Source organism: Pseudomonas sp. BCRC 81390, from assembly GCF_030341915.1.
Classification (GTDB): domain Bacteria; phylum Pseudomonadota; class Gammaproteobacteria; order Pseudomonadales; family Pseudomonadaceae; genus Aquipseudomonas.
Map to the genome: position 1 here is coordinate 123,354 of NZ_JATAAG010000010.1, position 24,737 is coordinate 148,090.

General features: G+C 63.4%; 24 protein-coding genes. 10 read left to right on the top strand and 14 right to left on the bottom strand.

Annotated elements, in window-relative coordinates; genetic code table 11:
• Positions 1 to 36 precede the first annotated feature (36 nt).
• From era to lepA, 4 genes are all read right to left on the bottom strand, one after another.
• Positions 37 to 939: a GTPase Era gene (gene era / locus QSV36_RS05025; protein ID WP_170032047.1), complete on the bottom strand. Its 903-nt coding sequence runs from the start codon at positions 937 to 939 to the stop codon at positions 37 to 39.
• Complete coding sequence (rnc, locus tag QSV36_RS05030; protein WP_003258487.1) at positions 932 to 1,621, bottom strand: ribonuclease III; 690 nt, start codon at positions 1,619 to 1,621, stop codon at positions 932 to 934. Before rnc ends, era begins: the two co-directional genes overlap by 8 nt.
• A gap of 161 nt (positions 1,622 to 1,782) precedes the next feature.
• Complete coding sequence (gene lepB, locus QSV36_RS05035) at positions 1,783 to 2,637, bottom strand: signal peptidase I (protein ID WP_225779036.1); 855 nt, start codon at positions 2,635 to 2,637, stop codon at positions 1,783 to 1,785.
• A 5-nt stretch (positions 2,638 to 2,642) separates the two neighbouring features.
• Positions 2,643 to 4,442 carry a translation elongation factor 4 gene (gene lepA, locus QSV36_RS05040; protein WP_025340425.1) on the bottom strand — a complete coding sequence of 600 codons (1,800 nt, stop codon included), beginning with the start codon at positions 4,440 to 4,442 and terminating at the stop codon, positions 2,643 to 2,645.
• A gap of 263 nt (positions 4,443 to 4,705) precedes the next feature.
• Here lepA and QSV36_RS05045 point away from each other — a divergent pair, with 263 nt between their 5' ends.
• The gene (locus QSV36_RS05045; RefSeq protein ID WP_289130450.1) at positions 4,706 to 5,839 is read left to right on the top strand and encodes a hypothetical protein; all 1,134 of its coding nucleotides are present in this window, start codon (positions 4,706 to 4,708) and stop codon (positions 5,837 to 5,839) included.
• 48 nt (positions 5,840 to 5,887) lie between these two features.
• Here the strand turns inward: QSV36_RS05045 and QSV36_RS05050 are convergent, their stop codons facing one another.
• From QSV36_RS05050 to rpoE, 4 genes are all read right to left on the bottom strand, one after another.
• Positions 5,888 to 7,288 carry a DegQ family serine endoprotease gene (locus tag QSV36_RS05050; RefSeq protein WP_414707146.1) on the bottom strand — a complete coding sequence of 467 codons (1,401 nt, stop codon included), beginning with the start codon at positions 7,286 to 7,288 and terminating at the stop codon, positions 5,888 to 5,890.
• 208 nt (positions 7,289 to 7,496) lie between these two features.
• Positions 7,497 to 8,459: a MucB/RseB C-terminal domain-containing protein gene (locus QSV36_RS05055; protein WP_289130455.1), complete on the bottom strand. Its 963-nt coding sequence runs from the start codon at positions 8,457 to 8,459 to the stop codon at positions 7,497 to 7,499.
• A 12-nt stretch (positions 8,460 to 8,471) separates the two neighbouring features.
• On the bottom strand, positions 8,472 to 9,062 hold the full coding sequence (locus tag QSV36_RS05060; protein WP_225779040.1) for a sigma-E factor negative regulatory protein: 591 nt from the start codon (positions 9,060 to 9,062) through the stop codon (positions 8,472 to 8,474).
• A 31-nt stretch (positions 9,063 to 9,093) separates the two neighbouring features.
• A complete protein-coding gene (gene rpoE, locus QSV36_RS05065; protein WP_003252049.1) occupies positions 9,094 to 9,675 on the bottom strand; it encodes an RNA polymerase sigma factor RpoE/AlgU in 582 nt (193 codons plus the stop codon).
• Positions 9,676 to 10,110: 435 nt separating this feature from the next.
• Here rpoE and nadB point away from each other — a divergent pair, with 435 nt between their 5' ends.
• Positions 10,111 to 11,715 (top strand): L-aspartate oxidase, encoded by a 1,605-nt coding sequence (gene nadB, locus QSV36_RS05070; RefSeq protein ID WP_225779041.1) that lies wholly within the window; start codon positions 10,111 to 10,113, stop codon positions 11,713 to 11,715.
• 55 nt (positions 11,716 to 11,770) lie between these two features.
• On the opposite strand, the gene QSV36_RS05075 is transcribed toward nadB, so the two are convergent.
• Positions 11,771 to 12,229 carry a protein YgfX gene (locus QSV36_RS05075; RefSeq protein ID WP_289130458.1) on the bottom strand — a complete coding sequence of 153 codons (459 nt, stop codon included), beginning with the start codon at positions 12,227 to 12,229 and terminating at the stop codon, positions 11,771 to 11,773.
• Positions 12,213 to 12,467 carry an FAD assembly factor SdhE gene (locus QSV36_RS05080; protein ID WP_170032071.1) on the bottom strand — a complete coding sequence of 85 codons (255 nt, stop codon included), beginning with the start codon at positions 12,465 to 12,467 and terminating at the stop codon, positions 12,213 to 12,215. Before QSV36_RS05080 ends, QSV36_RS05075 begins: the two co-directional genes overlap by 17 nt.
• Positions 12,468 to 12,601: 134 nt before the next feature.
• Here QSV36_RS05080 and ygfZ point away from each other — a divergent pair, with 134 nt between their 5' ends.
• Together ygfZ and QSV36_RS05090 are read left to right on the top strand one after the other, a co-directional pair.
• Entirely contained in the window at positions 12,602 to 13,543 is a 942-nt protein-coding gene (ygfZ, locus tag QSV36_RS05085; protein ID WP_289130460.1) for a CAF17-like 4Fe-4S cluster assembly/insertion protein YgfZ, read from the top strand.
• A 55-nt stretch (positions 13,544 to 13,598) separates the two neighbouring features.
• Complete coding sequence (locus QSV36_RS05090; RefSeq protein WP_225779044.1) at positions 13,599 to 14,405, top strand: HDOD domain-containing protein; 807 nt, start codon at positions 13,599 to 13,601, stop codon at positions 14,403 to 14,405.
• A gap of 127 nt (positions 14,406 to 14,532) precedes the next feature.
• On the opposite strand, the gene tctE is transcribed toward QSV36_RS05090, so the two are convergent.
• Positions 14,533 to 15,912, bottom strand: a complete 1,380-nt coding sequence (tctE, locus tag QSV36_RS05095) for a two-component system sensor histidine kinase TctE (protein ID WP_225779045.1) — start codon at positions 15,910 to 15,912, stop codon at positions 14,533 to 14,535.
• On the bottom strand, positions 15,905 to 16,576 hold the full coding sequence (gene tctD / locus QSV36_RS05100) for a two-component system response regulator TctD (protein WP_289130462.1): 672 nt from the start codon (positions 16,574 to 16,576) through the stop codon (positions 15,905 to 15,907). Before tctD ends, tctE begins: the two co-directional genes overlap by 8 nt.
• Positions 16,577 to 16,775: 199 nt before the next feature.
• Between tctD and QSV36_RS05105 the strand changes: the two genes are divergently transcribed.
• From QSV36_RS05105 to QSV36_RS05125, 5 genes are all read left to right on the top strand, one after another.
• Positions 16,776 to 18,065 carry an OprD family porin gene (locus QSV36_RS05105; protein ID WP_289130464.1) on the top strand — a complete coding sequence of 430 codons (1,290 nt, stop codon included), beginning with the start codon at positions 16,776 to 16,778 and terminating at the stop codon, positions 18,063 to 18,065.
• A gap of 60 nt (positions 18,066 to 18,125) precedes the next feature.
• The gene (locus QSV36_RS05110; protein ID WP_289130467.1) at positions 18,126 to 19,106 is read left to right on the top strand and encodes a Bug family tripartite tricarboxylate transporter substrate binding protein; all 981 of its coding nucleotides are present in this window, start codon (positions 18,126 to 18,128) and stop codon (positions 19,104 to 19,106) included.
• 127 nt (positions 19,107 to 19,233) lie between these two features.
• Positions 19,234 to 19,692 (top strand): tripartite tricarboxylate transporter TctB family protein, encoded by a 459-nt coding sequence (locus tag QSV36_RS05115; protein WP_289130469.1) that lies wholly within the window; start codon positions 19,234 to 19,236, stop codon positions 19,690 to 19,692.
• A gap of 3 nt (positions 19,693 to 19,695) precedes the next feature.
• Positions 19,696 to 21,210 carry a tripartite tricarboxylate transporter permease gene (locus QSV36_RS05120; protein WP_289130471.1) on the top strand — a complete coding sequence of 505 codons (1,515 nt, stop codon included), beginning with the start codon at positions 19,696 to 19,698 and terminating at the stop codon, positions 21,208 to 21,210.
• Positions 21,203 to 22,234 (top strand): AbrB family transcriptional regulator, encoded by a 1,032-nt coding sequence (locus tag QSV36_RS05125; RefSeq protein WP_289130473.1) that lies wholly within the window; start codon positions 21,203 to 21,205, stop codon positions 22,232 to 22,234. The genes QSV36_RS05120 and QSV36_RS05125 overlap by 8 nt, the downstream gene beginning before the upstream one ends.
• 32 nt (positions 22,235 to 22,266) lie before the next feature.
• Here the strand turns inward: QSV36_RS05125 and ung are convergent, their stop codons facing one another.
• Positions 22,267 to 22,959 (bottom strand): uracil-DNA glycosylase, encoded by a 693-nt coding sequence (ung, locus tag QSV36_RS05130; RefSeq protein WP_289130476.1) that lies wholly within the window; start codon positions 22,957 to 22,959, stop codon positions 22,267 to 22,269.
• A 126-nt stretch (positions 22,960 to 23,085) separates the two neighbouring features.
• Here ung and dspII point away from each other — a divergent pair, with 126 nt between their 5' ends.
• The gene (gene dspII, locus QSV36_RS05135) at positions 23,086 to 24,192 is read left to right on the top strand and encodes an enoyl-CoA hydratase/isomerase DspII (protein ID WP_289130479.1); all 1,107 of its coding nucleotides are present in this window, start codon (positions 23,086 to 23,088) and stop codon (positions 24,190 to 24,192) included.
• A gap of 64 nt (positions 24,193 to 24,256) precedes the next feature.
• On the opposite strand, the gene QSV36_RS05140 is transcribed toward dspII, so the two are convergent.
• Positions 24,257 to 24,697: a hypothetical protein gene (locus tag QSV36_RS05140; RefSeq protein WP_289130481.1), complete on the bottom strand. Its 441-nt coding sequence runs from the start codon at positions 24,695 to 24,697 to the stop codon at positions 24,257 to 24,259.
• Positions 24,698 to 24,737 lie beyond the last annotated feature (40 nt).

Genomic DNA, 24,737 nt, shown 5'->3' on the forward strand with positions numbered 1-24,737 from the left:
CCGCTCCCACAGAGTAGCCTGAGCCGGCAGGCAGATTTACAGGTCGCCGTAGCCCAGCGAGCGCAGGGCGCGCTCGTCGTCGGACCAGCCGCCCTTGACCTTGACCCACAGGTTGAGCATCACCTTGGCGTCGAACAGCACTTCCATGTCCTTGCGCGCGTCAGAGCCAATGCGCTTGATGCGCTCGCCCTTGTCGCCGATGATGATCTTCTTCTGGCCGTCACGCTCGACCAGGATCAGCGCATGGATGTGCAGCACATGGCCCTGCTGCTTGAATTCCTCGATCTCCACGGTGATCTGGTACGGCAGCTCCGCGCCCAGCTGGCGCATGATCTTCTCGCGTACCAGCTCGGCGGCCAGGAAACGGCTGCTGCGGTCGGTGATCTGGTCTTCCGGGAAGAAGTGCTCGTTTTCCGGCAGGTGCTTGGCGATCAGCGCTTCCAGCGATTCCAGGTTGTGCCCTTGCTGTGCGGAAATCGGCACGATCTCGGCATTCGGCAGTTGCGTCTGCAGCCACTGCAGGTGCGGAATCAGTTCGGCCTTCTCGTCCATGCGGTCGGTCTTGTTGACCGCCAGGATGACTGGGCCGGTCACGTACTGCACACGCTCCAGCACCAGCTGGTCCTCGTCGGTCCAGCGGGTGCGGTCGACCACGAAGATCACCACGTCGACGTCCTTCAGGGCCGCCGAGGCGTTGCGGTTCATGTAGCGGTTCAGGGCCTTGTCGTTGGCCTTGTGCATGCCGGGCGTATCGACATAGATCGCCTGCACATCACCCTCGGTCTTGATACCGAGCATGTTGTGGCGGGTGGTCTGCGGTTTGCGCGACGTGATCGCCAGCTTCTGGCCGAGAATGTGGTTGAGCAGGGTCGACTTGCCGACGTTGGGGCGGCCGACAATGGCTACGTAGCCGCAGCGGGTCGGGTTGCTATCAGTCATTGCCATTCTCCACGCCCAGGGCGATCAGTGCAGACGCGGCGGCGACTTGCTCGGCGATACGCCGGCTGACGCCCTGGCCACGGCTCTTGTTGTTCAGCAGCACCACTTCGCATTCGACGAAGAAGGTCCGGCAGTGCGGTTCGCCCTGGATATCCACCACTTCATAGCGCGGCAGCTCGCAGCTGCGCGATTGCAGGAACTCCTGCAAGCGGGTTTTCGGATCCTTGTTGGTATCGACCAGGGTCAGGCCTTCGAACTCATCGGCCAGCCAGGCCAACACGCGTTCCCGAGCCGTTTCCATGTCCGCGTCCAGGTAAATGGCACCGATCAGCGCCTCCAGGGCGTCGGCGAGGATCGACTCTCGGCGGAAGCCACCGCTCTTGAGCTCGCCGGAGCCCAGGCGCAGGTGGTCACCCAGGTCGAAACCCCGGGCCAGGCGGGCCAGGGTCTCACCCTTGACCAGGCGCGCACGCAAACGCGACAGCTGGCCTTCGCGGGCCTGCGGGAAGCGCTCGAACAGCGCCTCGCCGGCGACGAAGTTGAGAATGGCGTCACCGAGGAACTCCAGGCGCTCGTTGTTGCGCCCGGCGTAGCTGCGATGCGTCAGCGCCAGGAGCATCTGGTCCTGGTTCTTGAAGGTATAACCGAGCTTTCGCTCCAGACGGGCAAGGGGAGCACTCATGCAACCACCCGTTCGTTGTTCAACACGTTGTTCAAATCAACATCCTGAAAGACTGTTTGGCTGTGGCCCGTCGCGACGTGCGACGAATCTCCCGATCCTTGAGAACACAGCCTATGTCAGAAATGCATTCGGCGCTGCCTGCTGGCCAGCGCCGATGGGTATCAATGGATCAGACCGACCCGCGACAGGTTGGGCAGGTGGCTGAGCTTGGGCTCTGGCCAGCTCATCCACACTGCAAACGCCTTGCCGACAATGTTCCGGTCCGGAACCATGCCGTGCAGTTCCTTGGGAATGTTCGGGTCGTCCCAGTAGCGGCTGTCGTTGGAGTTGTCGCGGTTGTCACCCATCATGAAGTAATGGCCCGCCGGCACGGTCCATTGCTGGTCCGGCGGCATGCGGTAACGGCTCATTTCCTTGCGGATCAGGTGTTCGGCCTCGCCGAGCTTTTCCTTGTACAGCTGAGCGCTGCCGAGGGTGCCCGGCTCGGTGCCCACCAGTTGTTCGGCAATCGGCTGGCCGTTGACGAACAACCGCTTGTCGTTGGTATAGCGGATCTGGTCGCCCGGCAGGCCAACCACCCGCTTGATGTAGTTGACGTTCGGGTCGCTCGGGTAGCGGAACACCATTACATCACCGCGTTGCGGGTCCCCCACCTCGATGACCTTCTTGTCGATCACCGGCAGGCGGATGCCGTACGAGAACTTGTTCACCAGGATGAAGTCGCCCACTTCCAGGGTCGGTTTCATCGACCCCGAAGGAATCTGGAACGGTTCGACCAGGAACGAGCGCAGCACCAGCACGATGAACAGCACCGGGAAGAACGACTTGCCGTACTCAACCAGCAACGGCTCCTTGCCCAGCCGCTCGACCACCGCCATTTCGGGCTGGCTGACGCTGCCCTGGTAGTTGGCGATTGCCGCACGCCGGCGCGGGGCCAGGAACAGCAGGTCGATCAAGCCCAGCAAGCCGCAGACGAAGACGGCGATGACTAGCAACAGCGGGAAATTTAGCGACATAGGACCTAGCTATCCAACCTGAGCACGGCGAGGAAGGCTTCCTGTGGAATTTCCACGTTGCCCACCTGTTTCATGCGTTTCTTACCGGCCTTCTGCTTCTCCAGCAGTTTCTTCTTACGGCTGACGTCACCACCGTAGCACTTGGCCAGTACGTTCTTTCTGAGCGCCTTGACAGTCGTACGCGCGATGATCTGGCCGCCGATAGCTGCCTGGATCGCCACGTCGAACATCTGCCGGGGGATCAGTTCCTTCATCTTCTCGGTCAACGCACGGCCTTTGTAGGCCGCGTTGTCGCGGTGCACGATCAGGGCCAGGGCATCGACCTTGTCGCCGTTGATCAGTACGTCCAGCTTGACCAGGTTGGCCGACTGGTAGCGATCGAAATGATAATCCAGCGAAGCATAGCCGCGGCTGGTGGACTTGAGGCGATCGAAGAAATCGAGCACCACTTCGTTCATCGGCAGGTCGTAGCGCACCTGCACCTGGCTGCCGAGGAACTGCATGTCGCGCTGCACGCCACGCTTCTCGATGCACAGGGTAATGACGTTACCCAGGTGCTCCTGCGGCACCAGGATGGTCGCGGTGACGATCGGCTCGCGGAAATCAGCGACCGCCGAGACGTCTGGCAGCTTTGACGGGTTGTCGACGGTAATGGTTTCGCCGGTTTTCAGCTCGAGCTCGTAGATCACGCTTGGCGCAGTGGTGATCAGGTCCAGGTCGTATTCGCGCTCCAGGCGCTCCTGGATGATCTCCATGTGCAGCATGCCGAGGAAGCCGCAACGGAAGCCGAAACCCAGTGCATCGGAGCTTTCCGGCATGTATTGCAGCGACGAGTCGTTCAGGGTCAGCTTCTGCAGGGCATCGCGGAAGTCTTCGAAGTCGTCGGAGCTGACCGGGAACAGGCCGGCGTAGACCTGCGGCTGGATTTTCTTGAAGCCTGGCAACACTTCGACTTCAGGGGTCGAGGACAAGGTCAGGGTGTCACCAACCGGGGCACCGTGGATGTCCTTGATGCTGGCGATGATGAAGCCCACCTCACCGGCCTTCAGGTCGGCGGTCTGGGTGTGTTTCGGGGTGAAGACACCGACGCTGTCGACCAGGTGCACCTTGCCGGTGGACTTGACCAGGATCTTGTCGCCTTTCTTGACGCGGCCATGGCGCACGCGCACCAGCGAGACCACGCCCAGGTAGTTGTCGAACCAGGAGTCGATGATCAGCGCCTGCAGCGGCGCCTCAATATCGCCTTCCGGCGCGGGGATGGTCTGCACCAGGCGCTCGAGCACCTCGTCCACGCCCATGCCGCTCTTGGCACTGCAGGCCACGGCGTCGGTGGCGTCGATACCGATGATCTTCTCGATCTCGTCCTTGACGCGGTCCGGGTCAGCCTGGGGCAGGTCCATCTTGTTCAACACCGGCATGACTTCCAGGCCCTGCTCGATGGCGGTGTAGCAGTTGGCCACGGACTGGGCCTCGACGCCCTGGCCGGCGTCAACCACCAGCAGCGCACCCTCACAGGCCGCCAGCGAGCGCGAAACTTCGTAGGTGAAGTCGACATGGCCGGGGGTATCGATGAAGTTCAGCTGGTAGACCTTGCCGTCCTGCGCCTTGTAGTTGAGCGTGACGCTGTGGGCCTTGATGGTAATACCGCGCTCGCGCTCCAGGTCCATGGAATCGAGCACCTGGGCTTCCATTTCGCGTGCCGACAGGCCACCGCACATCTGGATGAAACGGTCGGCCAGCGTCGACTTGCCATGGTCGATGTGGGCGATGATGGAGAAATTGCGGATATGACTCAAATCACTCACGGGTCAACACTCGAAAAGGCTGCGAGCCGGACGCCCGCCGAAAAATAGCCGGGAATTGTACCTTAAGCCGCAGCAGGCTGCCACGACCACTGACCGACCAAACCATACGCACCGTGTACGGCTACCGCTTCAACCTATCAGTTCTGTCAGTAGAGCCCCTTGCCGCGCCTTCCTAGAATGGAGGCCCAGACAACCCGCGGGCTAGCCAATGAAACAGGTACGACAAGCTGGCGCATTGAATCCTGAGTTTGGCACCGGAGGCATTGCAGAACTTCAATGGCTGGACCGACAGGCACAGCACCGGCATGACCTTCCAAGGATCCAGAATCCTGGTAGGAGCGCGGGCATTCCATGCCCCGTGGGAAAACTACGCCATGGCACGCTTCGGTGCAGACGGAAAGCCTGATCTGACGTTCGGAAAAGATGGAGCGGTTGCAGGTCAGTTTTCCGATGGTGCGCTTTCCAGTTGCGAAGACATCACCAGCTCGCCCAGCGATAGCGATGCAATCTGGCTTCTCGGGCGCGCGCAACCGGCCCCTTTCACTCCCGGACGGCTTTTGCTGGCAAAATTCGATCGCGACGGCCAAGCCTCGCCCGTCGAGCACGCGCTGGAAGTCGAAGAAGGTGCTTCGCCTGTGAGGCAACAATCCCGCCTGACCCTGCACCACGAAAACGTTCTGGTTTCTGCCAATTTCGACGTCGGGCTGCCCCGCATCTACAAGCTGGATGCCCACGGCAACCCCGGCTTCGGAGGCAAACAGTACATCCAGGTCAAATTCGCAACGGATGAAGTCAGAATTGCCGCCCTGGCCGTCAGCGGCGAGGCCTTCCTGGCCAGCGGCTCGCTGAAAAAACCAGACGGCAGCCACGCCGGCTTCGTGGCGCGCTTCCATCCGGACGGCACACTCGACACGCAGTTCGGCAACCAGGCAGGGTTTCTTGTGCTCAAAGCAAACGAGAACGATACCTGGAGCTACGGACTGGTGGTCCAACCATCGGGGCAGTTGGCTGTGTTTGGCCAATCACACGATGCCACAACCAAGGCGAAACGCGCTCTCATCTGGCAATTCACTGCGCAAGGGGCAACCGACCGCAGCTTCAACCAAGGCGAACCACTGCTGATCGGCTTCGACGAAGGGAATGACGATGGCTGGTACTCGGCCGTCGCTCAGCCAGAGGGAAAGTTGCCGGTATTTGGCCGCTCAGCAACTGATACGGTTTATGCCATACGCTTCAACGCCGACGGCAACGTGGATGACTCTTTCAAATTGGCAGTGATCTTGACCGCTACAGGCCGCATTGAATCGCTCTGGCGCTTGAACGATACGCTGCTTGCCGTAAACGCGACTGGCGCGGTCGGGCCGACAGGCATGGTATTCAGTTTCCTGAACTCATGAAAAACCCGGCGCATCATGCGCCGGGTTCTTACTGAAACGACAAGCCTTTTATTCAGCCAGCTTGAAGGTAATGAAGCTCGCGCGCCCCTGACGCAGCACACGCATCGACACCGAACGGTTCTTCGGCAGCTCTTTGGCAATTTCGGTGAATTCCTTGGCCGAGCCGATGGCCTGGTTGTTCAGGTGGCTGATGATATCACCTGGACGCAGGCCGATCATGGCGGCCGGGCCATCCTGGACTTCCTTGATCACCACACCGCCTTTCAGCTCCAGTGATTTTTTCTGCTCGGCGGTCAGGTCGGCCACCGATACCCCCAGGCGGTTGCTGCTACGCTCGGCACTGCCTTCGGCGCCAGTGGTGATGTCGGCGTCATCGTCCGGCAATGCACCGACACTGATGTCCAGGGTCTGGCGCTTGCCATTGCGGATGATTTCCAGCTTGGCCTTTTCGCCATCCTTGAGGCTACCCACCAGGTGCGGCAGGTCTGCCGACATGATGATCGGCTGGCCGTTCATGCTCAGGATCACGTCACCGACCTGCAGGCCGCCTTTGGCGGCAGGGCCGTTTTCCAGCACCTGGGCGACCAGCGCGCCGGCCGGTTTGTCGAGGCCGAAGGACTCGGCCAAGTCCTTGTTGACCTCCTGGATCACCACACCAAGCCAGCCACGGCTGACCTTGCCGTCTTTCTTCAGCTGGTTGGAGACATCGATCGCCACATCGATCGGGATGGCGAACGACAGGCCCATGAACCCACCGGAACGGGTGAAGATCTGCGAGTTGATACCCACCACCTCGCCGTTCATGTTGAACAGCGGGCCACCGGAGTTGCCCGGGTTGATGGCCACGTCGGTCTGGATGAACGGCACATAGGTGTCGTTGGGCAGGGTACGGCCCTTGGCACTGACGATGCCTTTGGTCACCGAGTGGTCGAAGCCGAACGGCGAACCGATGGCCAGCACCCACTCGCCCACCTTCAGTTTCTCCGAATCCCCCAGCTTCACGGTCGGCAGGTTCTTGCCCTCGACCTTGAGCAGGGCCACGTCGGTGCGTGGGTCGGTGCCGACCAGCTTGGCCTGCAGCTCGCTGCGGTCCGACAGGCGGACGATGATCTCGTCGGCATCGGCCACCACGTGGTTGTTGGTCAGCACGTAGCCATCGCTGGAAATGATGAAGCCCGAACCCAGCGATTGAGCCTCGCGCTGGCGGTCACCGCGCGGCGAGCGTGGCTGCTGCGGCATGTTGCGCTCGAAGAACTCGCGGAACATCGGCGGCAGGCCTTCCAGGTCTGGCATCTCCCCGGCGGCCATGCGGCGGTCCGGCAGCTTCTGCTTGGTACTGATGTTGACCACGGCTGGCGAGGCCTGCTCGACCAGGGTGGTGAAGTCCGGCAGGGCTTCCTCGGCCTGGGCGGTGAGCACCTGGCCGAGCATCAGCACGGCGGCGAACATCGATAGGTAGGATTTCAAGCGTGGTATTGACATACGGCTCCCGTCACAACGAGCGGTAGTTTAGAAAGGCCCTGCCCAAAGCAGGAAAGGCCAGGCTCCAAGAAGCCTGACCTATAGAAAATTTGCCGAAGGATTGCAAATGACAATGCTTTAATTTCATTTCAGGCGCATGTCCGCTTGCCTGGACACCGGCGGCAAAGGCGCGCAATCACTGGCGCGCCTGGGCATCCTGGGGACGCATGGACAGGGCCACACGCTCTGCAGTACCCAGCGGAATTTCGCCGACCACGGTGACCATCACCTTGCCCTTGGGCGTGTTCAGGCGCCGCGATACCGCCGACGTGGGGCCAAGCTGGGTACGCATGTCGTTCCCGCCATCATCGCCCACCTGTTCGAGGAACACCGAGAAGCGTGCCAGGCCATCGTCATACATCAGGCTGCTGACCGCACCACCCTGCTTCGGATCACGACGCACCGAACTGTTGACCAGTTCGAACCCTGGCGGCAGCCAGTCCGAACGCCAACCGGCGACCTTGTCGTTGCTGGCCGCGGCCACATGCTGCACGGGTTTGCACGCAGCGCTGGCACGCAGGTCTTCGTCGCTGGGCACTTCAGCATCGAGACGGGTCATCTGGAAGCGCTCCAGCAACTGCCCCTTGTCATTGATCATCAACGAGCGCAGCGGCAAACCGGTTGCGCGGTCCAGATGCAATTCAAAGGCATAGCGGTGCTGGTCACGTGGCGTGAGCGTCACGATCACGGCATCGCGCCCGGCGACGCGCGACTTGCCCGCCACGCTCAAATCGTACCAACCCATCAGTTTCAGGGGATCAAGCAGGCGCTGGGCGGCGTCCGCAGGTGGCGTCACGCCACCGGCCAAAGCACCGCTGACGCATTCTACCTTGCCATCCACGCGCACGATTTCCTGGGCGGCGCCATCGAGCTGCAGTAGCCGCTCGCTGACCTTGCCGTTTTCGACCTTGTGCCAGATCTCGTGGGAGGAGAAGCTGCCGTTACGTTCGTAGACAAAAGAGCCCTGATAGCTCTGCTTCTGCTCGGCCTGTGCCAGCTTGTTCAACCACTCGCCCGCCTCGGGCGAGGAATTGGCCGCCAATGCTGGCACCATCATGCAGCTGCCAATCAGCAGCGACAGGAGAGGTAGCGCGCGCATGATCCTCCTTACTTAACGGTTTTCCAGGCTGGCGGCGCGGGCATACGGCAATGCGGTTTCAGTGCCCTTCAGCGCAGATTCCTGGGCATGCTGGCGCAGATAGCCTGGCAGACGCTGATCCCAGCCGGCCTGGTTCTGCAGCACGCCGTTGGCCATCGGCCCGGTCGGTTGCTCACTGCTCTCACTATAGCCTGCCAAAACGGCAGGGCCCTGTGCTTGTGGCACAGTCAGCCCTTGCTGGGCAGGTTGCTGGGCAGCCAGCTGGGCGCCAGTGATCTCGTCCTGGTTGTACATGCGTACACCGGCCAGCACCGCAACGGTAACCGAGGCAGCTACCGCCAGGCGGCCAATGCTGCGCCACGGCCCCTTCTTGACCTTGGCCGGCACGGCCTCGTCAGCCAGGGCGGCAGAAACCGCCGAGGCGATATCCAGGTTCGGCAGCAGCAGCTCCTTGTGCATGGCTGCGCGGGCAACCTGGTAACGCGACCAGGTGGCACGGGTTTCAGCATCGTCGACGGCATTCAATACCCGACGCAGTTCAAGCTCGTCCGCTTCGTTATCCATTACCGCGGACAGCGATTCCTGCAAAGCTTCACGACTCATGGCGGTTCCTCTCTTGGCTGTCGCCGCTGTCTCAGGTTTCCTGCAACAACGGTTGCAGGGCTTTGTCTATGGCCTCCCGAGCGCGGAAGATTCGAGAGCGCACGGTACCCACCGGACATTGCATGACACTGGCAATGTCTTCGTAACTCAGTCCGTCGAACTCGCGCAGGGTCAGGGCCGTGCGCAGGTCTTCCGGCAGTTGCTGGATGGTGCGATGGACAGTGCCTTCGATTTCATCCCGCAACAACGAGCGCTCTGGGGACTCGAGATCCTTGAGACCATGATCGCCGTCGTAAAACTCCGCATCCTCAGAGCTCACATCGCTGTCTGGTGGCCGTCTTCCACGGGACACCAGGTAGTTCTTCGCCGTGTTGATGGCGATGCGGTAAAGCCACGTATAAAACGCACTGTCTCCGCGGAAATTGCCAAGCGCACGGTAGGCCTTGATGAAGGCTTCCTGTGCTACATCCTGGGCCTCGTGGGTATCGTGAACGAACCGCACGATCAACCCGAGAATCTTGTGCTGATACTTCAGCACCAACAGATCGAACGCTCGCCTGTCGCCGCGCTGAACACGCTCGACAAGCTGCTGATCCTCTTCCTGGGTTAGCATGAACACTCCTCAGTAGACTCGAAGGAGCGTTGCAGCAGCCATCGTTCAGGCTTGCAACCATAGACTCGGGCTTTACGCAAAAGTTCTCCCCTCCAAGCAAGTTTCCTGCAGCCCTTGGTCGGCTTGCACGGAAGACGCTGCACGGTCACGGCCGGCTACGTCGATAATCAAGGTTTCGAGTACGCAGGGACAGCCTGGACAGGCCTGCCGCCCTGCGTCGCCGCGGCAAATTGTGGCGTACGGGCAGCCTTCATAGGATTTCCGGCTGTATCGGAAAGTTCCCACAAAGGTTGTCGCGACCAGGCAAGTGGCATGGAAATTGGCCACCCTGGGCTGCTATAAAGGCAACCCGGCCAGCTTTAACGATAGTTTCACAATGCCATCGGCGCGTGACTATTGTGCCGCGCCCCTTCCGAAGATTACTAGTGTCCCGACATGAGCCAACAATTCCAACATGATGTCCTGGTGATCGGCAGCGGTGCCGCCGGTCTCAGCCTGGCGCTGAACCTGCCCAGTCACCTGCGCGTCGCCGTGCTCAGCAAGGGCGACCTGGCTAACGGCTCGACCTTCTGGGCCCAGGGCGGTGTCGCAGCGGTGCTGGACAATAGCGATACCGTGCAGTCGCATGTCGAGGACACCCTCAACGCCGGCGGTGGCCTGTGCCATGAACAGGCGGTGCGCTTTACCGTCGAGCACAGCCGGGAAGCCATCGAATGGCTGATCGAGCAAGGCGTGCCGTTTACCCGCGATGAGCACTACAGCGTCGACGATGGTGGCTTCGAGTTCCACCTGACCCGCGAAGGCGGCCATAGCCACCGGCGCATCATCCATGCTGCCGACGCCACCGGTGCCGCAATCTTCACCACCCTGCTGGCCCAGGCCCGCCTGCGCCCCAACATCCAGTTGCTGGAGCAGCGCGTGGCGATCGACCTGATCACCGAACGGCGCCTCGGCCTGCCCGGCGAGCGCTGCCTGGGTGCCTATGTGCTTGACCGCAACACCGGCGAAGTCGACACCTTCGGCGCGCGCTTCACCGTGCTGGCTACGGGCGGCGCAGCCAAGGTCTACCTGTACACCAGTAACCCCGATGGCGCCTGCGGCGACGGTATCGCCATGGCCTGGCGGGCCGGTTGCCGGGTGGCGAACCTGGAATTCAACCAGTTCCACCCGACCTGCCTGTACCACCCGCAAGCCAAGAGTTTCCTGATCACCGAAGCCCTGCGCGGCGAAGGCGCCCTGCTGCGCCTGCCCAATGGCGAGCGCTTCATGCCACGCTTCGACCCTCGCGAAGAGCTGGCCCCGCGTGACATCGTGGCCCGCGCCATCGACCATGAAATGAAGCGCCTGGGTGTGGACTGCGTCTACCTGGACATTACCCACAAGCCGGCCGACTTTATCAAAAGCCACTTCCCTACCGTGTATGAGCGCTGCCTGACCTTTGGCATCGACATCACTCGCCAGCCGATCCCGGTGGTACCGGCGGCACACTACACCTGTGGCGGGGTCATGGTGGACGACCGCGGCCATACCGATGTGCCGGGGCTGTATGCCATCGGCGAAACCAGCTTCACCGGCCTGCACGGCGCCAACCGCATGGCCAGCAATTCGCTGCTGGAGTGCTTCGTCTATGGTCGTGCTGCCGCAGCCGACATCCAGGCGCACCTGGATGAGGTGGACATGCCCAAGGCCCTGCCCGGCTGGGACGCCAGCCAGGTCACCGACTCGGACGAAGACGTCATCATCGCGCACAACTGGGATGAATTGCGCCGTTTCATGTGGGACTACGTCGGCATCGTGCGCACCAGCAAGCGCCTGCAGCGGGCCCAGCACCGCATTCGTCTGCTACTGGACGAAATCGACGAGTTCTACAGCAACTACAAGGTCAGCCGCGACCTGATCGAGCTGCGCAACCTGGCGCAGGTGGCCGAGCTGATGATCCTCTCGGCCATGCAGCGCAAGGAAAGCCGCGGGCTGCATTACACACTGGATTACCCGGGGATGCTGGCCGAGGCCAAGGACACCATCCTCAACCCGGCCTGAGATCGGCTTCGCCTCTTCGCGGGCTCGCCCGCGAAGAAGCCTACTCGGCCCCGATCTATGCCCGGCTGATATCGGCCCAGCGCCGCCGGCTGAACTTCAACCGCACCCGCAAGCGCCGGTGTTCATCAGCCCCCAACGCATCCCGCGGCACGCACTGGCTCTCCCCCAACCATTGCCCCGCCCGCTCGAAGCGCAGCACCACCAGCGCCGGCAACGCCACGCTGTCCCGGCACAAACGCACCGGCTGCCAGCCACGGGCACGGCTGAACACGCGCCAGCCGCGCGCATCACGGCGCAGGCCAGTCACGGCATGCTCATGGGTCAGCAGGATACGTCGCGGGATAGCCCAGCCAGCATGGGCGATACAGGTGGCGACGACGGCAAGGGCCTGCCACCCGGGCAGCGGGCTCGCCCAAACGGCGAGCCATGCCAGCACCTGGCAAACCAGGTAGGCCGTCAGCAGCCGGCGCGAGCCGTGCCAGCGGCACTCGAAACACTCACTTGGGCTGGACACGGTCCAGGATGATGCGGACCATGCGCTGCAGCTCCGGGTCTTCAGACTCGGTGCGCTCCATGAACCAGCCGAACATGTCCTGATCTTCGCAGCTCAACAGGCGCACGTAGAGTTCGCGGTCAGCCTGGTTGAGCGTGGGGTAGACTTCCTGGGTGAAAGGTACCAGCAGGACGTCCAGTTCCAGCATGCCGCGGCGGCTGTGCCAGAAAAGCCGGTTGAGTTCAGTTTGTTCGACCATGGGGCCCTCCTCGAATGGCCCGCCAGTATACAGCCAGGCGAGCGAAGCGACACCGGGCGTTGGTCTAGTCACCTACCTATTTTGTTACCGGCGTTCTATGATGGCCGCCAGTCTTTAAGCCACCGCGATGACCCATGGCCGATTCCGCTTTCTTCTGCCCCCTGTCCCACGAGGGCATCCTCGCCGTCCGCGGCTCCGATGCAGGCAAGTTCCTGCAAGGCCAGCTGACCTGCAACATCAACTACCTCAGCCCGGAATACGCCAGCCTCGGCGCCCGCTGCATGGTCAAGGGGCGCATGCAGTCAAGCTTCCGCATCCTGCCCGAAGGCAATGGCTACCTGCTGGCCATGGCCAGCGAGTTGCTCGAACCCCAGTTGGCTGACCTGAAGAAATACGCCGTGTTTTCCAAGGCCACACTGACCGATGAAAGTGCCGCCTGGGCACGCTTCGGCCTGCAGGGTGGCGAAACGGCATTGCAGGCGCTGGGGCTCGATGTGCCCGCAGCCGCTGGCAGTACCGTTCGTCATGAAGGCCTGGTGGCTGTCGCCGTTTCCGCAGGGCGCGTGGAGCTGTGGGTGCCAGCCGACAACGCCGGCAAGGTACGCCAGGCGCTGGCCGCCGCCCTGCCCGAAGGCAGCCTCAACGACTGGCTGCTGGGACAGATTCGTGCCGGTATCGGCCAGGTCATGGGGCCGACCCGTGAGCTGTTCATCCCGCAGATGATCAACCTGCAGGCGGTCGACGGCGTCAGCTTCAAGAAAGGCTGCTACACCGGGCAGGAAATCGTCGCCCGCATGCAGTACCTGGGCAAGCTGAAGCGTCGCCAGTACCGGCTGGCCCTGGACCAGCAAGCCATTCCGGCTCCGGGTGAGGAGATTTTCTCGCCCACCCATGGTTCCTCGGTCGGTGAAGTGGTGCTTGCCGCCAGCACGGGTTCAGGCTGCGAGCTGCTCGCGGTGCTCAGCGCCGAAGCAGTGGACGATGACAACCTGCACCTGGGCAGCCTCGGCGGCCCGCGCCTGCAGGTACTGACCTTGCCCTACGAACTGGACCGCGACCGGGAAATCCAGCGCTGACCAGCCTGCCCCGCCCCCGTGGCGGGGCCGCACCACCACTGCGGTAGACACGCCCATGAACAAGCTGGCCGAGATGGTTCAAGCACAATTGCTCGATGCCATCGAAAAGGATGACCTGGTCCTGCCGACCCTGCCCGAGGTTGCCTTGAGCATCCGCGAGGCAGCGGAAGACAGCGAAATCAGCGTAGCGGCCCTGAGCAAGGTGATCAGTCGCGATGCGGCGCTTTCAGCGCGCCTGATCAAGGTTGTCAACAGCCCGCTGCTACGCGCGGCGGTCGAAGTCACCGATTTGCACACTGCCATCACGCGGCTGGGTATCAACTACAGCTGCAACCTGGCCATTGGCCTGGTGATCGAGCAGATCTTTCACGCCCGCGCTCCGGCGGTTGAACAGAAGCTTCGTGATATCTGGGCCAACAGCCTGGATGTGGCGGGTATCAGTTACGAGATCTGCCGGCGGTTCACGCAACTCAAGCCCGACCAGGCCACCCTCGGCGGGCTGGTCAACCAGATCGGCGCGTTGCCAGTACTGATCTATGCCGAAGAGCACAACGAACTGCTGTCCGACCCGGTGTGCCTGCATTACGTGATCGAACACATCCAGCCAGTGCTGGGCGACAAGATCCTCAAGGCCTGGGATTTCCCGGAGCAACTGGTCAACCTGCCTAGCCAGGTACAGGACCTGGACCGGCAGACCGACCGGATCGACTATATCGACATCGTGCAGATCGCCCGTTGCATCAGCCAGCGCGGTCGCCACCGGCCGTTGGCGGCGCTGCCGGCGTATCGCCACCTGGGCCTGCCGTTCGGCACCGAGCTGGAAGTGGACGAACTGATCGATGCGCGGAGCATGTTGCGCTGACCGGCGTCAGCCACTGCCGGCCTCTTCGCGGGTAAACCCGCTCCCACAGGTATAGCGTAGCCTTCTGCAGCGGCGCGGTCCCTGTGGGAGCGGGTTCACCCGCGAAAGGGCCGGTACAGGCAACACATCAATCCGCGATGAAACTCACCCGCACCCGCAAGCCGCCCTTGGCGCCATCATGCAGGCTCACCTGGGCCAGGTGTGCCCGGCAGATTTCGCCCACAATGGCCAAGCCCAGCCCGCTGCCCTGCGCACTGCGCCGATAGAAGCGTTCGAACACCCGCTCACGCTCGGCCTCGGGAATCCCCGGCCCGTCGTCCTCCACTTCCAGCACGGCAGGCGCCAGCACCCGCAAGATCACGTTGCCGCCCGCAGGCGTATGCGCCAGCGCATTGTCCACCAGGTTGCTCAACAGCTCGTTGAGCAGCGTCGGCTCCCCTTTCAGCCACACCGGCGCTTCGGCTTCCAGGGCCAGCGCCACCCCGCGCTTGTGCGCCAGCGGGGCCATGGCCATGCCCAGTTCGCGCGCCAACTGGCTCAGGTCCAGGCGTTGCGCGCCGCCTTCGGCAATCGCCCGCGCGCCATTCTCGACCCGCGCCAGCGACAACAGCTGGTTGGCCAGGTGGGTCAGCCGATCGGTACCCTGGGCCGCGGATTCCAGGGTCTGCCGCCATTCCTGTGGCTCCGATGAACGCAAGCCCAGCTCGACCCGGGCCTTGAGCGCGGCCAATGGCGTGCGCAATTCGTGGGCAGCGTCGGCAATGAATTGCGCCTGCCGCTCGAACTGGCCGCGCAAGCGCTCGGTGAAGTGGTTCAAGGCCCGTACCAGCGGGCCGAGTTCATGTTGCACCTGCACCACCGGCAACGCCCGCAGGTCGTCCGGCTGGCGCTCTTCCACCGCCGTACGCAAGCGCTCCAGTGGCCGCAACGCGGCGCTCACGGCAAACCACACCAGCACCAGCGCACCCAGTGCCAGCATGCCCAGACGCAACAGGGTATCGGCCATCAGGCCACGGGCCATGCGCACCCGGGCTTCCTCGGTCTCGGCCACGCGGATTTCCGCCATGCCGTTCATGTTGGGTTCGCTCACCGGCTTCAACAGGCTGACCACGCGCACGTCCTGGCCCAGGTAAGTGGCGTTGTAGAACCGCGCCAGTGCCGGGTAATCATCGGTTCGCGGCGTGCCCGGCGGCGGCGCAGGCAGGTTCTCATAGCCGGAGATCAGCCGCTGCTGGATGTCCAGCACCTGGTAATAGATGCGTCCGGCACTGTCGTAGGCGAAGGTGTCCAGGGCCACGTACGGCACGTCCGCGCTGAGCGAGCCGTCGCGCTGGGAAAGGCCAGCGGCAATGGTCCGCGCCGAGGCCAGCAAGGTGCGGTCATAGGCCGTGTCGGCGGCCTCGCGGCCGTTCCAGTAGGCGCTCAGGCCGCTGGCCAGCATCAGCACCACCAGCAGCAAGGCCAGGTTGCCGAGCAAGCGCCCGCGCAGGCTGCCGTTGTCACGCATCGCGGTGCTCGAGCAAGTAGCCCAGGCCGCGGAAGGTGACGATGGCCACCGGGTGCCCGTCGAGCTTCTTGCGCAGGCGGTGGATGTAGATCTCGATGGCGTCGGGGCTGGCCTCTTCGTCGAGGCCGAACACCTGGGCGGCCAGCTGTTCCTTACTCATCACCCGCCCGGGGCGCGCGATCAACGCTTCCAGCACACTCTGTTCGCGCGAAGTCAGGGTCAGGTTGTCGCTGCCCAGGGCGAAGCGCCGGGTGTCCAGGTCGTACACCAGCGGCCCGCAGCGTTGCTGGCGCTCGCCGCCGAGCACGCTGCGGCGCAGCAGTGCCTTGACCCGGGCTTCCAGCTCGGTCAGCTCGAACGGCTTGGCCAGGTAGTCGTCGGCGCCCAGGTTCAGGCCGTGGACACGGTCCTTGACGTCGCTGCGCGCGGTCAGCATCAGCACTGGCAAGGTCTTGCCGCGACCGCGCAGGCGCGCCAGCACCTCGAAACCGTCCATGCGTGGCAGGCCGACGTCCAGCACGGCCACGGCATATTCCTCGCTGGCCAGGGCCAGGTCGGCGGCCACGCCGTCGTGCAGCACGTCGACGGTCAGGCCATGGCTCTTCAAGGCCTGGGCCACGCTTTCGGCCAGTTGCAGGTGGTCTTCGACCAGCAGCACACGCATCGGATTCTCCCTGCTCGGGTGGGGCGGTGGCGCGGAGTGTACCGCTGTCGGCAGGCCTGTGAAGCCCTGTCGACAAACCTTTCACGCTGAAAGGTTAGCGAAAGGTTGATTACCTAGCATCGCACCACGGTCGCCCTTCGCGCCGAACAAAGCACCAGCAAGGTGCAACCAATAAGAACAATAATCGGAGCCAACAGTGATGCTGTCATTGCAGCCGCAGGCGTTCGCGCCTACCCGTTCCTTTGCCGCACGCCCTTCGGCCATCGCCAGCGCCCTTGCGCTTGCCGGTGTCGCCCCGATGAGCCAGGCCGCCTTCTTCGAAGACAGCACGGCCACCTTCGAAACCCGCAACATGTATTTCAACCGCGACTTCCGCGACGGCACCAGCGCGCAGCAATCCAAGCGCGACGAATGGGCCCAGGGCTTCATCCTCAATTTCGAGTCTGGCTATACCGATGGCACCGTAGGCTTCGGCCTGGATGCGCTGGGCATGCTCGGCATCAAGCTCGACTCCAGCCCCGACCGCACCGATACCGGCCTGCTGCCGACCCACGATGACGGCAAGGCCGCCGACGAGTACTCCAAGCTGGGCCTGACCGGCAAGGTGAAGGTGTCACAAACCGAACTCAAGATCGGTACCCTGATCCCGGAATTGCCGACCCTGCAGCCCAACGACGGGCGCATCCTGCCGCAAACCTTTGAAGGCGGCCTGCTCACCTCGAAGGAGATCAAGGGCCTGACCTTCACCGGCGGCCGCCTGGACAAGGCCAAGGACCGCAACGACACCAACTGGGAAGACCTGGCGCTGAACAACAAAAACGGGCGCTTCGGCGGCTCGTTCAGCGCCGACAACCTGGACCTGGCCGGCCTCGACTACCAGTTCACCGACCGCCTCACCGGCAGCTACCACTTCGCCCAGCTGGACGACATCTACCGCCAGCACTTCATCGGCCTGCTCGCCACCCAGCCGTGGGGCCCGGGCACCTTTGGCGCCGACCTGCGCCTGGCCGTGAGCGACGACGCCGGCGCTGCCAAGGCTGGCAACATCGACAACACCACCATCAACGGCATGCTCAGCTACGCCCTCGGTGGGCACAAGGTCAGCGCCGCCTGGCAGCAGCTGTCCGGCGACAGTGCCTTCCCTTACATCGATGGTGCCGACCCGTACCTGGTCAACTTCGTCCAGATCAACGACTTTGCCAACGCCGACGAGCGCTCCTGGCAGGCGCGCTACGACTACAACTTCGCCGCGCTCGGCGTGCCCGGCCTGACCTTCATGACCCGCTACATCAGCGGCGACAATGTCAGCCGCGCCGTCGGTGGCGAGGGCAAGGAATGGGAACGCGATACCGAAATGAAGTATGTGGTGCAAAGCGGCCCGTTGAAAAACGTTGCCGTACGCCTGCGCAACGCCACCTTCCGCTCCAATTTCGCCCGTGATGCCGATGAAGTCAGGCTGCTGGTGAGCTACAGCGTGGCGCTGTGGTAATCCGATCGCACTAACCCAACAGCGGTAAACCGATAACAACAACGCTTACGGAGATGAACGATGACTTTTTCCCTGCGCCGCCTCGTCCTCGCCACTGGCTGCCTGCTGCTGGCCGGCAACACGCTAGCTGGCGAACCGAAACGCCCTGAATGCATCGCCCCCGCCTCACCCGGTGGCGGCTTCGACCTGACCTGCAAACTGGTGCAAAGCGCCCTGGTGGAGGAAAAGATCCTCAGCAAGCCGATGCGCGTCACCTACATGCCAGGTGGTGTCGGCGCGGTGGCCTACAACGCGGTGGTCGCCCAACGCCCGGCCGATGCCGGGACCCTGGTGGCCTGGTCCAGCGGCTCGTTGCTGAACCTGGCCCAGGGCAAGTTCGGCCGTTTTGACGAAAACGCGGTGAAATGGCTGGCCGCCGTCGGTACCAGCTACGGCGCCATCGCGGTGAAGAGCGATTCACCCTACAAAACCCTCGACGACCTGGTAGCGGCGCTGAAGAAAGACCCGAGCAAGGTGGTGATCGGCTCGGGCGGTACCGTTGGCAGCCAGGACTGGATGCAGACCGCGTTGATCGCCAAGGCGGCAGGTATCAACCCGCGTGACCTACGCTACGTGGCCCTCGAAGGCGGTGGCGAAATCGCCACGGCGCTACTGGGCGGGCACATCCAGGTGGGCTCGACCGACATCTCCGACTCCATGCCACACATCCAGAGCGGCAACATGCGCATCCTCGCGGTGTTCTCGGAAAACCGCCTGGACGAGCCCGAGATGAAAGACATCCCCACCGCCAGGGAACAGGGTTACGACATCGTCTGGCCAGTGGTGCGCGGCTTCTACCTGGGGCCAAAGGTAAGCGACGAAGACTACGCCTGGTGGAAGCAGTCGTTCGACAAGATGCTGGCCTCGGAAGACTTCGCCAAGCTGCGTGACCAGCGCGAGCTGTTCCCGTTCGCCATGACCGGCGAAGAGCTGGACGGTTATGTGAAGAAGCAGGTGGCTGACTACAAGACCCTGGCCAAGGAATTCGGCCTGATCCAGTAAGCCACCACGACCTTCTACAGCCCCCTGTGGAAGCGGGTTTACCCGCGAATGCGTCAGCTCGGACAGCACCGTTTTGGCGCCTGACGCTTGCGCGGGTAACCCCGCTCCCACGAACGAGGATTCCTTCATGATCCTGCAACGCATCTTTGCCCTGGTCCTGCTGGCAGTGTGCGCAGCCCTGGCCGTCATGGCCTGGCCCTACCAGGCGGCGTTTTCCTATGAACCGGTGGGCCCGCGCGCCTATCCGCTGCTGATGCTCGGCCTGATGGGCCTGGGCCTGCTGTATCTGGTGTTCCGCCCCACGCCCATCGTGCGCAAGGACGACGAGCCGGAACTGGACCGCGAGACCCTGATCAAGATCAGCGCCTGCGTCGGCCTGCTGATCGTGTTCGCGAGCACCTTCGAAGCCCTGGGCTTCATCCTCAGCAGCATCCTGATCGGCGTGCCCATGGCGCGCCTGTACGGCGGCCGCTGGCTGCACAGTGTCATCGTGGTGGCAGGCATGAGCCTGTTCCTCTACTGGCTGTTCGACCGCGTGATGGACGTGCCCCTGCCCCTTGGCCTGCTGAGCGTACTGGAGAACTGACACATGGATACCTTGAGCTACCTGGGCCAGGGCTTCGGCGTCGCCCTGTCCCCCTATAACCTGGTCACCGCCCTCACCGGTACGCTGATCGGCACTGTGGTCGGCCTGCTGCCGGGCCTGGGCCCGATCAACGGCGTGGCCTTGCTGATCCCCATCGCCTTCGCCCTCGGCCTGCCGCCGGAGTCGGCGCTGATCCTGTTGGCAGCGGTATACCTGGGCTGCGAATACGGTGGCCGGATCAGCTCGATCCTGCTGAACATCCCGGGCGAGGCCTCGACCGTGATGACCACCCTCGATGGTTACCCGATGGCCCGCAACGGCCTGGCTGGCGTGGCACTGTCATTGTCGGCATGGAGCTCGTTCATCGGTGCCTTGATCGCCACCTGCGGCATGGTGCTGTTCGCCCCGCTGCTGGCGAAATGGGCGATTGCCTTCGGCCCGGCGGAATACTTCGTGCTGATGGTGTTTGCCATCGTCGCCCTTGGCGGCATGGCCGGTAACAAGCCACTGAAGACCTTCATCGCCGCACTGATCGGCCTGTTCCTGTCGGCCGTCGGCATCGATGCCAACAGTGGCGTGTACCGCTTCACCGGCGACAGCGTGCACCTGGCCGACGGCATCCAGTTCGTGGTGCTGGTGCTGGGCCTGTTCTCCATCAGCGAGATCCTCCTGCTGCTGGAAAAGACCCACCATGGCCACCAGGCGGTCAAGGCTACCGGGCGCATGCTGTTCAATCTCAAGGAAGCCGCCTCGGTGTTCGTGGTCAACATCCGCTGCGGCCTGCTGGGCTTCGTCATGGGCGTGCTGCCAGGCGCCGGTGCAACACTGGCCAGTGCCGTGGCGTACATGACCGAGAAACGCATGGCGGGCGAAAAAGGCAATTTCGGCAAGGGTGATCCCCGCGGCCTGGCTGCCCCGGAAACCGCCATCGGCGCCTCCTGCTGCGGTGCCCTGGTCCCCATGCTGACCCTGGGCGTACCCGGCTCGGGTACCACGGCGGTAATGATCGGTGCACTGACCCTGTACAACATTACCCCGGGCCCGCTGTTGTTCGAACAGCAGCCAGACATCGTCTGGGGCCTGATCGCTTCGTTGTTCATCGCCAACATCATGCTGGTGATCCTCAACATTCCGATGATCCGCATCTTCACCCGCATCCTGGCCGTGCCGAACTGGGCACTGGTACCGGTGATCGCCATCATCACCGCAATCGGCGTGTACGCCGTGCATGCCACCACCTTCGACCTGTTCCTGATGGTCGGCATCGGCATCATGGGCTACATCCTGCGCAAGCTGGACTTCCCGCTGTCGCCGATCCTGCTCGGTTTCATCCTTGGCGGGCTGATGGAGCAGAACCTGCGCCGGGCGCTGTCGATCTCCAACGGTGAGCTGGGCATCCTCTGGTCGAGCACGATCAGCATGTCAGTTTGGGTGCTGACCCTTTGCATGCTGGCCCTGCCGCTGCTGCGCAGCTGGCGCAAACGCAGCCTGCAGCGCCGGGCAATGGCCGATGCCTGACCGCGGGTTGCCGCTGTTTGTCGCGACCGGGCTGGTCGGCCTTGCTGGTGGTTTTGCCGCCAGCCAGGTCGGCTGGCCTTTGCCGTGGATGGTCGGCTCGCTGCTGGCGATCATCCTGGTGCGCTGCCTGACGCCCTGGCAACTGCCGGAAATCCCCAACGGGCGCAAATGCGGGCAGTGGATCATCGGCATCGGTATTGGCCTGCACTTCACCCCGGCAGTGATCGAGCAAGTGGCCAGCCATTTCGCGCTGATCTTCTTCGGCGCGCTGTTCACCACCGTGTCCAGCGTGCTCAGCGTATGGCTGCTGCGGCGCAGCGGCGAAGACCGCGCTACGGCGTTCTTCGCCAGCATGCCCGGCGGTTCGGGGGAAATGGTCAACCTTGGCGCTCGCAACGGCGCGGTGCTCAGCCAGGTGGCGGCGGCGCAGAGCTTGCGTGTGCTCGCGGTGGTGCTGTGCGTACCGGCACTGTTCAAGTTCCTGTTGGGAGACGGCGTGCCGCTGAATCACACCGGCAGCTTGAGCTGGGGCTGGCTGGCGCTTATCGCTCCGCTGGGGGTGGCCGTTGCGTTGCTCTGGCAGCGCTTGCGCCAACCCAATCCATGGTTGTTCGGGCCATTGCTGGTGGCGGCCACGCTGAGCCTGGCAGGCAACCTGCAGATCGCCCTGCCCCACGGCGCCAGCCAGATCGGCCAGTGGCTGATCGGCAGCGGCCTGGCCTGTCACTTCAACCGGGCATTCTTCCGCCGCGCCCCTTCCTTCCTCCTGCGCACCCTGGTCGCCACTGCGCTGTGCATGGCGATCGCCGCCAGCGCAGCCTGGGTGCTGAGCGTGATCACCGCGCTGGACCTGCGCTCGCTGACGCTGGGGATGATGCCGGGGGGGATCGCCGAGATGAGCCTGACCGCCGAGACCCTGCAGCTGTCGGTGCCGCTAGTGACGGCGCTGCAGGTAATGCGGCTGCTGCTGGTGCTGTTTCTGGCAGAACCGTTGTTCCGGCTATGGAATGCCAAGCCGGAATGATCGCGTCGCGTTGTTCTCGGTCTGTCAGGCCATCACAGCGGTGGCAATGCCCAGTTGATCGGCGCCAGCCCGCGCTGCTCGAGGAAGCTGTTGGCCCGGCTGAAATGGCCGCAACCCAGGAAGCCCCGGTAAGCTGACAAAGGCGACGGGTGCACCGATTTCAGCACCAGGTGCCGGGTCCCGTCGATCAGCTTCTGCTTGCTTTGCGCATGCGAGCCCCACAGTAGGAACACCACGTTCGGGCATTGCTCGCTGACTACCTGGATGATCCGGTCGGTAAACAACTCCCAGCCCTTCTTGGCATGCGACGCCGCATTGGCACGCTCCACGGTCATGGTCGTGTTGAGCAACAGCACGCCCTGCTCGGCCCAGCTCTGCAGGTAGCCATGGTTGGGGATCGGGATATTCAGGTCACGCTGCAATTCCTTGTAGATGTTGACCAGCGACGGTGGCGTGGCCACGCCCGGCTGCACCGAGAAGCACAGGCCATGGGCCTGGCCCGGCCCGTGATACGGGTCCTGGCCGAGTATGACCACCTTCACCTGGTCCAGCGGCGTCGAGTTCAGCGCATTGAAGATCAGCGGTCCTGGCGGGTAGATCTCCTTGCCAGCGGCATATTCGCTGCGCAGGAACTCACGCAACTGATGCATGTAGGGCTGGTCGAATTCGGCGCGCAAGGCGGCCTTCCAGCTGGGTTCGAGTTTGATGCGATCGTCGTCAGTCATGGGGCCTTCCGTAAACAATGGCGCGACACTAGGTAAGCCCCGTGCGCTTGTCAAACGATCCGACCGACGACCGGCATGTTCGGCCAGGCAAGCCATACTTGTGCGATGACTTGCGCGAGGTAGTCCATGGCCATTCATTGCGAGGTACTCACCGGCGCCGATGGCGCCCGCATCGGCATTGCCACCCTGGATGCGCCCAAGGCGCTGAACGCCCTGAACCTGCCGATGATCGAGGTACTGGGCGAGCAACTGCACAGCTGGGCCCGCGACCCCGGGGTCGTCTGCGTGCTACTGCGCGGCAACGGTAGCAAGGCGTTCTGTGCAGGGGGCGATGTGCGCGCGCTGGTCGAGGCCTGCCGCGACCACCCCGGCAGCGTACCTCCGCTGGCCGCCACCTTCTTTGCCGCCGAATACCGTCTGGACTACGCCCTGCACACCTACCCCAAGCCACTGCTGTGCTGGGGGCACGGGCACGTGCTGGGTGGGGGCATGGGCCTGCTGCAAGGCGCCAACGTGCGCATCGTCACCCCCAGCAGTCGGCTGGCCATGCCGGAAATCAGCATCGGCCTGTACCCGGACGTGGGCGCCAGCTGGTTCCTGGCCCGCCTGCCGGGCAAGCTGGGCTTGTTCCTCGGCCTGACAGGCGCGCCGATCAATGCCCACGACGCCCTTGACCTGGGCCTGGCCGACCGTTTCCTGGGTGAGTACCAGCAGGAAGCGCTGATTGAGGAATTGCTGCAACTGAACTGGCAGGAGCAGACCGCGCTGCAACTGAACAGCCTGCTCAAGGCCGAACAGCGCCGTGCATGCGCCGAGCTGCCCGAGGCCCAATGGTTGCCACGGCGGCCAATGATCGATCAGTTGCTCGATGTGGCTGATGCTGCCGCTGCGTGGCGTGCCCTGGAAGGGCTCAAGCAGCACGACGACCCGCTGCTGGCAGACGCCGGCCAACGCTTGCATGAAGGCTGCCCGCTGACGGCACACCTGGTGTGGGAGCAGATCCAACGGGCCCGCCATTTGTCTCTGGCGCAGGTGTTCCAGATGGAATACAGCATGAGCCTGAACTGCTGTCGCCATCCGGAATTCAGCGAAGGGGTACGCGCCCGGCTACTGGACAAGGACAACCAGCCGCGCTGGCATTGGCCCGATGTGGCGCAGGTGCCGGCGGCGGTGGTCGAGGCGCATTTTGCCAAGGTCTGGGAAGGGCGCCATCCGCTGGCTGATCTGGGTTAGTTGCGAGAGCGAGCGTCTCGCAGGCCTGTCGGAAAAGGGGGCGCAACGCGCCCCGCTTCAACCACTACCGCTGCCAGTTCCCCCCTTGCCCACGCCGCCCATCCCAACGACGGTCACCGTCCCCCCGTCTGTCGGAATGCCAGCGCTCTTGCTGGTAGCGCTGGCTGCCACCGCGATAGTCGTGGCGATCACGGTCTCGCCCATAGTCGTAGCGCTGGCGGTTGCCATAGTCATGGCGTGGGTTGCCATGCCACTGCTGCATCGCCGGCGGCGGCGAGCGGTAATACGGCGCTGGCGCCGGGCGGTAGTAGTAACGTGGCGCGGGCTGGTAGTAGTAGCGCGGTTGCGGCGTCACGTAATAGCGGTCATAACGGTAATAACCGGGCGACACATAACGGTCGGTGTAGTAGTGATCCGAGCGATAGTAGCCCCCGCTCTCGTAGTACGGGACGCAGGCGGCAGTCATCAGCCCCAGCAGGGCGATCAACAGGATTCGATAGGACATGGCGGCCTCCTGGACCGCTGGAGTGCCCGAACAGCGGCGC

What these genes read in the sequence shown, in the direction of transcription:
- lepB (WP_225779036.1), bottom strand. Translation starts at nt 2,637, where the DNA reads ATGTCGCTAAATTTCCCGCTGTTGCTAGTCATCGCCGTCTTCGTCTGC.
- rnc (WP_003258487.1), bottom strand. Translation starts at nt 1,621, where the DNA reads ATGAGTGCTCCCCTTGCCCGTCTGGAGCGAAAGCTCGGTTATACCTTC.
- QSV36_RS05115 (WP_289130469.1), top strand. Translation starts at nt 19,234, where the DNA reads ATGATCCTGCAACGCATCTTTGCCCTGGTCCTGCTGGCAGTGTGCGCA.
- QSV36_RS05110 (WP_289130467.1), top strand. Translation starts at nt 18,126, where the DNA reads ATGACTTTTTCCCTGCGCCGCCTCGTCCTCGCCACTGGCTGCCTGCTG.
- QSV36_RS05050 (WP_414707146.1), bottom strand. Translation starts at nt 7,288, where the DNA reads ATGTTCGCCGCCGTGCTGATGCTCGGCCAGGTGCTCACCGCCCAGGCC.
- QSV36_RS05125 (WP_289130473.1), top strand. Translation starts at nt 21,203, where the DNA reads ATGCCTGACCGCGGGTTGCCGCTGTTTGTCGCGACCGGGCTGGTCGGC.
- tctE (WP_225779045.1), bottom strand. Translation starts at nt 15,912, where the DNA reads ATGCGTGACAACGGCAGCCTGCGCGGGCGCTTGCTCGGCAACCTGGCC.
- QSV36_RS05055 (WP_289130455.1), bottom strand. Translation starts at nt 8,459, where the DNA reads ATGCGCGCGCTACCTCTCCTGTCGCTGCTGATTGGCAGCTGCATGATG.
- QSV36_RS05105 (WP_289130464.1), top strand. Translation starts at nt 16,776, where the DNA reads ATGCTGTCATTGCAGCCGCAGGCGTTCGCGCCTACCCGTTCCTTTGCC.
- era (WP_170032047.1), bottom strand. Translation starts at nt 939, where the DNA reads ATGACTGATAGCAACCCGACCCGCTGCGGCTACGTAGCCATTGTCGGC.
- tctD (WP_289130462.1), bottom strand. Translation starts at nt 16,576, where the DNA reads ATGCGTGTGCTGCTGGTCGAAGACCACCTGCAACTGGCCGAAAGCGTG.
- rpoE (WP_003252049.1), bottom strand. Translation starts at nt 9,675, where the DNA reads ATGCTAACCCAGGAAGAGGATCAGCAGCTTGTCGAGCGTGTTCAGCGC.
- QSV36_RS05120 (WP_289130471.1), top strand. Translation starts at nt 19,696, where the DNA reads ATGGATACCTTGAGCTACCTGGGCCAGGGCTTCGGCGTCGCCCTGTCC.
- ygfZ (WP_289130460.1), top strand. Translation starts at nt 12,602, where the DNA reads ATGGCCGATTCCGCTTTCTTCTGCCCCCTGTCCCACGAGGGCATCCTC.
- ung (WP_289130476.1), bottom strand. Translation starts at nt 22,959, where the DNA reads ATGACTGACGACGATCGCATCAAACTCGAACCCAGCTGGAAGGCCGCC.
- QSV36_RS05140 (WP_289130481.1), bottom strand. Translation starts at nt 24,697, where the DNA reads ATGTCCTATCGAATCCTGTTGATCGCCCTGCTGGGGCTGATGACTGCC.
- dspII (WP_289130479.1), top strand. Translation starts at nt 23,086, where the DNA reads ATGGCCATTCATTGCGAGGTACTCACCGGCGCCGATGGCGCCCGCATC.
- QSV36_RS05090 (WP_225779044.1), top strand. Translation starts at nt 13,599, where the DNA reads ATGAACAAGCTGGCCGAGATGGTTCAAGCACAATTGCTCGATGCCATC.
- nadB (WP_225779041.1), top strand. Translation starts at nt 10,111, where the DNA reads ATGAGCCAACAATTCCAACATGATGTCCTGGTGATCGGCAGCGGTGCC.
- QSV36_RS05060 (WP_225779040.1), bottom strand. Translation starts at nt 9,062, where the DNA reads ATGAGTCGTGAAGCTTTGCAGGAATCGCTGTCCGCGGTAATGGATAAC.
- QSV36_RS05080 (WP_170032071.1), bottom strand. Translation starts at nt 12,467, where the DNA reads ATGGTCGAACAAACTGAACTCAACCGGCTTTTCTGGCACAGCCGCCGC.